This is a genomic window from Psychrobacter sp. (assembly GCF_035469765.1).
Taxonomy (GTDB): Bacteria; Pseudomonadota; Gammaproteobacteria; order Pseudomonadales; family Moraxellaceae; genus Psychrobacter.
The window spans coordinates 1-9,363 of the sequence record NZ_DATIRM010000064.1; the positions used below are offsets into that span (position 1 = coordinate 1).

Here is a 9,363-nt window from a genome sequence, read left to right on the forward strand (position 1 = left end):
GCTTGATTATATTAAAGAGGCGCATAATCTACGGGTATTTGGTGCTTTTCATGCCGAAGATAGTGGGCTTATCATCCCAAAAGTAATCAGCAGCCACTCTTCCAAAAGAATTTTAACCTTAACAGAAGAGAGTGGCGAATCGCTGACAGTGGCAGCAACATGGGACAATGATATCAAGCAAAAAATCGCTGTTCGTCTGTTTCATTTTACAGCAGGGCAACTGTTTGGCTTGTATCGAATGCACTGTGACCCGCATCCGGGAAACTTTGCCTTCCGTGCTGATGGCAGTGTGGTTGCCTATGATTTTGGTGGTATTCGTAGCTATAGTGACAGCGAAGTGCAATTATTTCGCCGATTTGCTAAGCATGCTTTAAAGAGTGATGTCACGGCTCTTGAACAGGACTTAGTTGCTCTTGAGATTCGCCGCGACGACGATAAAATCGTACCTGGCGAGTTTTATGAGAAATGGCTAGAGATTGGCTTAAAACCTTTATCTATAAAACCTTATCAAGACGGCGATTTTGATTTTGCAAAGAGTCAAACCCATCATGAAGCCATCGCCCAAATGCGTACTTCTTTAAAATACTTTGGGCAGTTTCAGCCATCAGCATCTACAATGATGCTCGACCGTACGATATCAGGGCAATACTGGAATCTCGTCAACCTAGGAGTGACGATAGATTTATCGCCACTAGTGCATGACTATATAGAGTTTTAGAGCATTGATTGAGAATGGTTGAATACGTACCATTAGATAGGAGAACTATCAGAATTGGCTAGACATGTAGCGCATGCCCACAGCGGTCACAAAACTCTGCGGCGACTGCATGACCAAATTTACCGCAGTTTGGACAAGTTACAGGGTTGAGCTGCGGACGCATATTACGAGCAAGCTCTGCGGTAAAGACCCCTGTCGGCACGGCAATGATTGAGTAACCTGTGATCATGACCATGGTCGCAATGGCTTGACCGAACGGCGTTTTTGGTGACATGTCGCCATAACCTACAGTAGTTAAAGTCACAACTGCCCAATAAATAGATAGTGGAATACTGGTAAAGCCGTTTTCTGGTCCTTCTACGACATAGATAATCGAGCCGAAAATAGTAACCAGTAAAACCAGCGATAAGAAAAATACCGTTATCTTTTGCTGACTGGTTTTAAGCGCAGATGCCAAAAAGCCTGCTTGTTGCATATAAGCTTCAAGCTTAAGTACCCTAAAAATACGCAAAATACGTAAGATACGAATAACCAGCAGATACTGTACGCCGCCAAATATGAGGCTTAAATAACTTGGCAGTACGGACAATAAGTCCACTATCCCAAAGAAGCTAAATACATAACGAAAGCGATTGGGTGCTGAGAGTAACCTGAGTATATACTCAATGGTAAACAAAATGGTAAAAAACCATTCCGCGTAAAAAAACAGCGTGCCGTACTGCAAGCGCATATAGAGCACACTATCAAGCATCACTACGCCAACACTGGCTAAAATCGCAATCAACAATACGATATCAAACAGCTTACCCAAACGAGTATCTGTGCCTTCAACAATGATATGAATGCGGTTACGCAAATGAGTGATAGTTTCGTTAGTCGGTTGCTTCATAGATTCAATCAAATCACAGGATCAATGGTTATATAAAACCCGACGATTTAGGCTTACGTGGGTGAGCTAAGATTGGTCAAAATATGCCAAAGTGGTTTATAATATTAACACCAGCATTATAAACGATACTCGAAACAGTATTGCTCTCTGCAGCTATCGGTCACTATGATCATAATCGACAGTAGTTTAAAAGCTAGAAAATAGCAGTGTAGCAAAAAAGCGCTATTAACAACATACAAATCGTTAACTGAGTGATAGATCATTTACTTGCGCGTAACAGTGCAACTTTATAGTAAAAATCGCAATACGCACAAAATCTTTATAAGCATTTTACTATTACTATAGACACACCCTAATATTTAAGGACGTTATATGGCAGGCCATTCAAAATGGGCAAACATTAAACACCGTAAAGCCCGTCAGGATGCGGTAAAAGGTAAAATATTTACCAAAATTATTCGTGAAATTGTTTCTGCTACCAAGCAAGGTGACCCCGACCCTGACAAGAACCCACGGCTGCGAGCGGTCATTGAAAAAGCTCTGTCTGTCAACATGACGCGAGACACCATCAACCGTGCGGTAGCTCGCGGTACCGGCGGTGATGACAATGACAATATGGACGAAGTGAGCTATGAAGGTTATGGCGTTGGCGGCGTCGCGGTACTGGTTGAAACTATGACTGACAATCTCAATCGAACGGTCAGCGAAGTACGTCATGCCTTTACCAAAAATGATGGCAATCTTGGGACTGCAGGCTCAGTTGCTTATCTATTTAATAAGCGCGGTGAAATCATCTTTAACGATGTAAGCTTAGAAGATGAGGTCATGCTAGTGGCATTAGATGCAGGCGCCATTGATATTGAAAACGATGGTGAGCAGTTGCTTGTCATTACCGAATGGGAAAGCTTTGGGCAGGTCAAAGATGCCTTAAATACGGCAGGTTTAGTTTCTGATAATGCTGAAGTTACCATGGCACCGTCTACCAGCGCTGAAATTGATAATATCGATGATGCGCTAAAGGTGATGAAAATGATTGATATGTTAGAAGATATCGACGACGTGCAAGAAGTTTATAGCAACGTCAATTTCTCAGACAATGTCATGGCACAGCTTGAGCAATAATTTCCGTATTTCATGTCATAAAAAAGCCAAACGTTTTTAGCGTTTGGCTTTTTTATGACTTTTAAAATGTGCTAAGCAGTTCTTTTATACTATGCTTTACAAGTGACACCCTCAAGCGCTAATAAATGCGTTTTCTTATCTAAGCCACCTGTATAACCACCAAGCTTACCGTCGCTTGCAATGACTCGATGACAAGGAATGATAATACTAAAAGGATTTCTACTATTCGCCTGTGCTACCGCACGAAAACCTTTAGGACTATCAACACGATCCGCTAACGTAGCATAGCTAATGGTTTCACCATATCCGATATCTTGTAATGCTTGCCAAACTCGTTGCTGGAAATTGGTTCCCAAGCTTGCATCTATTGGTAAATCGAAATCCTGACGATCACCCTCAAAATACTCTGTTAATTGTGATATAGCATCTATTAATAATGCTTGGGCAGGTTCACTTTTTCTTAGGCTATCTTTATTTATAAATATCAAGTTCTGATCGACAAGACCATAGTGCTTTTTAAGTTTGGGAATGGATTTTGAGCTATGCCAAGAGTTACCTGCCAACAGCCAATTGACCTCAACCAGCTTAGGACTGCTGTGCTCATTGGTACTCGCAATTAATGTCAACTGGTGCGATCCAAAAGCGGCTGTGGTGACTATCATGACTGTTCCTTTCAAATCGTTATATTTTCAAGATGTGTTTATTGGCTAAAACAAACTGTTGAGCGCTATTCTTTATCATCGGTCTCAAACAAGGCGGCAACAAATTGTTTTGGACTAAAGGCACGCAAATCATCAATCGACTCACCAACCCCAATGTATCGGATAGGCACATCTGTAGTTTCAGCAATATTAAACACCACACCACCTTTTGCCGTACCATCAAGCTTGGTAATCGTAATACCAGTCAATGGCACCACTTTATTAAATAATTCAACTTGATTGATAGCATTTTGCCCTGTGCCAGCATCAAGGACAATCATCCCTTCATGCGGTGCGCTGGGGTCGGCTTTACGCATCACACGGACAACTTTTTCAAGCTCTGCCATTAAGTGGGATTTATTTTGCAAACGCCCAGCAGTATCTGCTATCAGGACATCAATGTTTTTTGCTTTAGCAGACTGCATCGCATCAAAGATAACAGAAGCACTGTCAGAGCCATGACCTTGAGCCACGACTGGAATATTATTGCGCTCACCCCATATTTGCAGCTGTTCAGTCGCTGCTGCACGGAAGGTATCACCAGCAGCTAGCATCACAGACTTACCCTCGCCTTGTAGACGTTTGGCAAGCTTACCAATAGTCGTAGTCTTACCCACGCCATTAACGCCTACTACCAAGATAACAAAAGGCTGTTTGCTGGTATCGATAACCAGTGGTGCAACTTTGGGTGATAAGATATCGACCAGTTCGGCTTGCAATGCTTTATACAATGAATGCGCATAAATCAAGTCGCCACGATCTGTCTGCTCAGTAAGACTTTTGATAATACGATTGGTCGCATTGACACCGATATCAGCTACCAGCAGTTGGTCTTCCACTGCTTCTAACAGCTCATCATCAATCTCTTTGCCGCCAATAAGGATACTGACCATCCCTTCAGCTAAATTCTTACGCGATTTACTCAAGCCAGTTTTCATCCGATTGAACCAGCTGCCTTTTTTGCTGTTTTCTTGCTCCTCTTGCAACGCTTTAGTTTCTTTCGACTCTACTGCTACCGTTTGCTGTGGCTCAGAAGGTGCTTGATTGCTACTATTAATGGTACTTACACTGCTAGAAGTAACACTTGGACGCTCACCTAACTGATCTTGTAACGGCATAGTGGGAATTTTGGGGGCAGAAACAGATGGCCTTATATTTTCTACGTGATTGGTATCTGAAAAACTTTCTGTCGTGCTCTCAGAGCTACCGTGCTTTTCAGCCATAATAATAGGCGCACCCAAAGCAATACTTTTTGCTGCATCAGAGCTTGATACTTGCTTATTGATAGTAGGCGTGATCTGCTGCTTCTCATCACTTGCTGAACGTTCATCAATAGTTGCTTGAGGGGCTACTATCTCTTTAGGCTCATCAATAATGGGCACAGATTGCGCCGGCAGACTGGGTAAGGTAATATCATCGTCATCCAAATCATTAAGACCTCCATCAAGATTGATGACCACACGGTTACTATTATTTGGGTTATTCATAAGTTTGCCCTAAAATTTATCATTATCAGTAATTTATCTATTTTAAATAGCTTGTCTGTCTGGCACACGCTGGCTATTAATGAAGCAAAAGATATTTTTAGCCTAGTTTAGCATAATTCAAGTTAAGCTCAGCCTTTAGCACCTTAGAACGCAGTCAAATGGTAATAAATTCTGAGGTGATGTTGAAGTCTGGTTAAAGACCATTTAAACACCTGTACGCTGCAGATAAACTACTGAGTAAGTTTCGCTTAAGATTTGGACACAAAAATATGACCTTTACTAAGCCAATCTTCGCCTACTCTTAGAAAGCCTTATTCTATAAGGCTCTATTTGCTTTATTTGACCCCTTTTTATTAGGACTTACTCATGCTATCTATATCTATCCATTCTAAAAAACTGACTCATATTGCCACAGCTTTATTACTAGCAACGTTTGCGTTATCAGCGACAGGCTGTAATACGACCCACGAATTTAAACCGACTGCTAGCGTTATGGTTGGGGCACATACCTCTTTATAAAGGTTCAATTACCCCATAAAAATGATAGATTACCTTATCGTTTTTTGAGTCACTAGTCTGAAAGTTTACCTTTTTATATAAGTAGAACACATCATGTCCGCACCTTTATCACTAACTGCTATCTCTTTACGTCTTGCTTGTGCTTTTGCGATGGCAACGACTATTATCGCATGCCAAACCAATGCCATTAGCACCAAGCCAGTACAGACAGCTGTTACTCAAAACAAAGCGACCACAGAAGCTCAGCCATCATCAACATTAGCAATGGATATGTCTGGTCGTCATGAGTATCAGCTGGAAAACGGCCTAAAGATAGTGGTAAAAGAAGACCACCGTGCGCCCGTTGTGATGACACAGATTTGGTATCGCGTGGGGTCAGCAGATGAGCCGCTTGATAAAGGCGGTATCTCACATGTGCTTGAGCATATGATGTTTAAAGGTACTACTGATGTTTCGAGCGCTGATTATGAGCGTTTGATTGCTAAATTCGGTGGCGTCAATAATGCCTTTACCAGCTACGATTATACGGGTTATTACGAGCTGTTCCCCGCTAACCGCTTTCCTTTAGCACTGGAGCTTGAAGCAGACCGTATGAAAAACTTAATATTTGACGAAAAAGAATTTACTAAAGAGCATCAAGTCGTCATGGAAGAGCGCCGTCAGCGTACCGATGACAATCCACTTGCCAAGGCTTATGAGTCATTTCGTTTGCTTGCCTTGCCAAATAGCCCTAAGGGTGAATCGGTTATCGGACCCATGCATGAACTTGAATCGATTACGCTCTCTGACTTAAAAGACTGGTATAAAACATGGTATGCACCAAATAATGCAACCTTGGTTATCGTTGGTGACGTTGAGCCAGCCGAAGTCTTAACACAAGTGAAGCGTTACTTTGGTGAATTGACGCCAAGTAAGCTGCCAAAACGTCCTGCCGTCAGTCAAAAGGGCTTTCGTGGTTATCAGCAAGTAGAGTCTGAGCAAGCAGTACAAGTGCCTGTATTATTGATGGGTTATAACGTACCAAGCCTTGTGACAGCAGGCGCAAGTAACGAAAAACAAGCCTACGCGCTATCCCTTGCGCAAGACGTATTGGACGGTGGTTTATCGGCGCGCCTTGAGAGCCGATTGGTACGCGAGCAAGGGCTGCTGACCACAGTGGGTACCTCATATGACTTATTAGATCGCGGTGATGGGCTGTTCTTGATACAAGCGACGCCACGTGAAGGCGTCAGCTTAGAGCAAGCACAGCAAGCCATCATCTCTGAAATAGAAAAGCTAAAAACCGATCCGATTGCCGCCGATGAAATCGAGCGCGCCAAAACCAATACAGTGACCGGTCTAGTATATGCTCAAGACAGTATGGAGGGTCAAGCGCGCATGATTGGCTCATTACAATCTATCGGTCTTGATGACAGACTGCTGGCTAAGCTACCCACTAAGCTCGATAACGTGACGATTGCTGATATACAAGCTGCCAGTAAAAAGTATTTGGTCAAAGATAATTTGACAGTGATGCATATCGTGCCGCCTAAAGAACAAGCTAAAGATACGGCTAAAAAATAACAAAGTCTTGATAAGACAGATAACCTCATCAAACTTTAAAATCAAAAATACAAATGACTAAAAATGCGATTAATAAGAAGAAAGTTATGACTCAGAGCACCCGCCTAAAAACTCGGAACAATACCGATTTACTTGCGTTAATGAAGCCAATCTTTAAGCAGCTGCCTAATTTGGGTATGGGCTTATTTTTGGGGCTGACTACCCTCACCATGACAGCCCAGGCAGATACGAACTCTGGCGAAGAGTATCGCGCTCAAGCATCTATAGTTGATATCAACGCGCCAATTGCTGCCTTAGATAAATTGACCAGCCTCGATAACGCCAAACCTTTAAAGGTTACCGTTCCAACAATTCAACAATTCAAAACCAAAGCCGGTGTGCCTGTACTGTTTGTGGCGACGAGCGCCTTACCTATAGTTGATATCGATTTGCGCTTTAATGCTGGTAGCGCGCGTGATGGCAGTATCAGCAGCACAGGTTTTGGTATCGCCAATATGACAGCGACGATGCTTGAGCAAGGCTCTAAGCGCTTGGATGAAAACGAATTTACCCGTGCGGTTGAGACTTTAGGTATTAATCTAGGTAGTAGTGCTTACAAGGATATGTTTACGGTTTCATTACGTAGCCTATCTGACGATAAGCATTTATTACCTGCTATCGATTTGATGACCCAAATGCTCACCGAACCAAGTTTTGATGAGCAAATTTTGGCTCGTAACAAAGCCCGTTTACTGGTGGGTTTGCAGCAGCAGAAACAAGACCCTAACAGTCTTGCCAGCATTGCGTTTAGCAAAGCACTTTATGGCAATCATCCTTACGCTCACCCAACTGTTGGTACGCTCGAAACAGTGCCTAATATCACAAGACAACAGCTGATAGATTTCAAAAACCGCTATCTGGTTGCTGCCAATGCCAGCCTCTCTATGACAGGGAACCTGACTTTAACGCAAGCACAGAAGCTGGCTGAAGACATCACCGCCAATTTACCACTCGGTCAAACAGCGCCTACCTTACCTGAGCCAAAACCACTCACGAAATCGCAGCATATTCATATCCCCTTTCCTAGCACTCAAACCACTGTGCTAATGGGACAACTGGGCGATAAGCGAGCAACGGATACGCAAGCGCAGCAGAAGCAAACCAATTTTGCTGTTGGTAACGAAGTGCTGGCAGGTGGCGATTTTAATGCACGACTGATGACTGAAATCAGGCAAAACCTTGGCTATACTTATGGTATTTCAGGCTCGATGAATCCGATGCTGGCACGTGGTCCTTATCAGATTAGTTTTTCAACCCGTAATGATAAATCACGCGCCGCGATTGATGCCAGTTTAGATGTGATAAATGATACCTTAAAAAACGGCATCACCAGTGCTGAGATGACACTGACCACGGACAATCTAAAAAACAGCTTCCCAATGGGTTTTGCCAGTAATGCTGGGATTAATGGTTTGCTTGGTATGATGAACTTCTATCAGCTGCCGACAAGCTACCTGACCAATTATGTTAACCGTATTGAACAAGTAAAACTCTCAGAGGTTAATCAAACCTTACGTGACACCTTAAAGCCTGATGATTTCTTAATCGTCACCGTTGGCGAAGTCAATCCTTGGGATAAGAAAGCAGCTAAATAGCACTTCTTGCTTTTTATACTGTACAAAAAATAAGCTCAGCTTGTAATTTTACAAGCTGAGCTTATTTGTTTGTTTTATATCCGCTTTATAACCTTTAATAACGGCAAGGAGAGCCACTACTGGCATGGTTAAAGCCCCATTTGCGATGACCATCGGTATCCAAATGAATAGCGCCCGTAGCATATAACCCTAGTCCAAATTTGTACGACTGACCCTGATATTGCCAAAAATCACATAAGCTGTCTTGCATGCGACTCATCTGCCATGGACTATTTTCATATTCTGGCACCCAAATATCAATAGCGCCTGCCGTCATATGCTTACTGCTATTTGCGCCGCCTGCACAGCCATTTAATCCAGGGCTACGATAGACTGAGCGTATCTCACTGCTTGCCGGCAGAATCCCTTGGTTTTTCAGCTGACTATACAGCTGCAATGTTGACACGATATTTGACCACAGCTCTTGCGGTGGCAGCTGATAAGGCTCGTAGCCACATTTTTCCCAACTGCGAGCAGTGGTCAGCAGCTGTGATAAAGGTGGTACATTTCGAGCACCGACACGCGCACTCAGATAACGCTGATAATTCGCCACTTGCCCAGCGCGGTAGCTGTTACTATTTAACCAAGTATTAAAATCCATGCTGGTAAAATCATTGTAGTTATTATTACCCGTACTATAGGTGGTGTTATAGCGTGGCGCACTTCTATTGGTAATGACACGTTTGTTCTC

9 protein-coding genes are annotated in these 9,363 nt (G+C 43.0%); 5 read left to right on the forward strand and 4 right to left on the reverse strand.

Annotation, left to right across the window (positions count from 1 at the left end):
• Nucleotides 1-718: AarF/UbiB family protein (locus VLN09_RS01740; RefSeq protein WP_325243475.1), on the forward strand; the 718-nt coding region annotated here is incomplete at its 5' end.
• A gap of 58 nt (nucleotides 719-776) precedes the next feature.
• Here VLN09_RS01740 and VLN09_RS01745 read toward each other — a convergent pair.
• Nucleotides 777-1,607: an ion transporter gene (locus tag VLN09_RS01745; RefSeq protein ID WP_325243477.1), complete on the reverse strand. Its 831-nt coding sequence runs from the start codon at nucleotides 1,605-1,607 to the stop codon at nucleotides 777-779.
• Nucleotides 1,608-1,979: 372 nt separating this feature from the next.
• Here VLN09_RS01745 and VLN09_RS01750 point away from each other — a divergent pair, with 372 nt between their 5' ends.
• Complete coding sequence (locus tag VLN09_RS01750) at nucleotides 1,980-2,729, forward strand: YebC/PmpR family DNA-binding transcriptional regulator (protein ID WP_325243479.1); 750 nt, start codon at nucleotides 1,980-1,982, stop codon at nucleotides 2,727-2,729.
• Between the two features lie 89 nt (nucleotides 2,730-2,818).
• On the opposite strand, the gene VLN09_RS01755 is transcribed toward VLN09_RS01750, so the two are convergent.
• Both VLN09_RS01755 and ftsY read right to left on the reverse strand, forming a co-directional pair.
• Nucleotides 2,819-3,391, reverse strand: a complete 573-nt coding sequence (locus VLN09_RS01755; RefSeq protein WP_325243481.1) for a methylated-DNA--[protein]-cysteine S-methyltransferase — start codon at nucleotides 3,389-3,391, stop codon at nucleotides 2,819-2,821.
• A gap of 65 nt (nucleotides 3,392-3,456) precedes the next feature.
• Nucleotides 3,457-4,548 carry a signal recognition particle-docking protein FtsY gene (ftsY, locus tag VLN09_RS01760; protein ID WP_414709067.1) on the reverse strand — a complete coding sequence of 364 codons (1,092 nt, stop codon included), beginning with the start codon at nucleotides 4,546-4,548 and terminating at the stop codon, nucleotides 3,457-3,459.
• A gap of 735 nt (nucleotides 4,549-5,283) precedes the next feature.
• Here ftsY and VLN09_RS01765 point away from each other — a divergent pair.
• The 3 genes from VLN09_RS01765 (at nucleotide 5,284) to VLN09_RS01775 (ending at nucleotide 8,633) form a co-directional block, all read left to right on the forward strand.
• Nucleotides 5,284-5,436: a hypothetical protein gene (locus VLN09_RS01765; RefSeq protein ID WP_325243483.1), complete on the forward strand. Its 153-nt coding sequence runs from the start codon at nucleotides 5,284-5,286 to the stop codon at nucleotides 5,434-5,436.
• 93 nt (nucleotides 5,437-5,529) lie between these two features.
• The gene (locus VLN09_RS01770; RefSeq protein ID WP_325243485.1) at nucleotides 5,530-6,999 is read left to right on the forward strand and encodes a pitrilysin family protein; all 1,470 of its coding nucleotides are present in this window, start codon (nucleotides 5,530-5,532) and stop codon (nucleotides 6,997-6,999) included.
• A gap of 86 nt (nucleotides 7,000-7,085) precedes the next feature.
• Nucleotides 7,086-8,633 carry a pitrilysin family protein gene (locus tag VLN09_RS01775; protein WP_325243487.1) on the forward strand — a complete coding sequence of 516 codons (1,548 nt, stop codon included), beginning with the start codon at nucleotides 7,086-7,088 and terminating at the stop codon, nucleotides 8,631-8,633.
• Nucleotides 8,634-8,727: 94 nt separating this feature from the next.
• Here VLN09_RS01775 and VLN09_RS01780 read toward each other — a convergent pair.
• A partial coding sequence (locus VLN09_RS01780) for a D-Ala-D-Ala carboxypeptidase family metallohydrolase (protein WP_325243488.1) occupies nucleotides 8,728-9,363 on the reverse strand: 636 nt, incomplete at its 5' end.

Excerpts from the sequence above, each read along its gene's own strand:
- VLN09_RS01765 (WP_325243483.1), top strand. The coding sequence starts at position 5,284 with ATGCTATCTATATCTATCCATTCTAAAAAACTGACTCATATTGCCACA.
- VLN09_RS01755 (WP_325243481.1), bottom strand. The coding sequence starts at position 3,391 with ATGATAGTCACCACAGCCGCTTTTGGATCGCACCAGTTGACATTAATT.
- VLN09_RS01770 (WP_325243485.1), top strand. The coding sequence starts at position 5,530 with ATGTCCGCACCTTTATCACTAACTGCTATCTCTTTACGTCTTGCTTGT.
- ftsY (WP_414709067.1), bottom strand. The coding sequence starts at position 4,548 with ATGCCGTTACAAGATCAGTTAGGTGAGCGTCCAAGTGTTACTTCTAGC.
- VLN09_RS01750 (WP_325243479.1), top strand. The coding sequence starts at position 1,980 with ATGGCAGGCCATTCAAAATGGGCAAACATTAAACACCGTAAAGCCCGT.
- VLN09_RS01745 (WP_325243477.1), bottom strand. The coding sequence starts at position 1,607 with ATGAAGCAACCGACTAACGAAACTATCACTCATTTGCGTAACCGCATT.
- VLN09_RS01775 (WP_325243487.1), top strand. The coding sequence starts at position 7,086 with ATGACTCAGAGCACCCGCCTAAAAACTCGGAACAATACCGATTTACTT.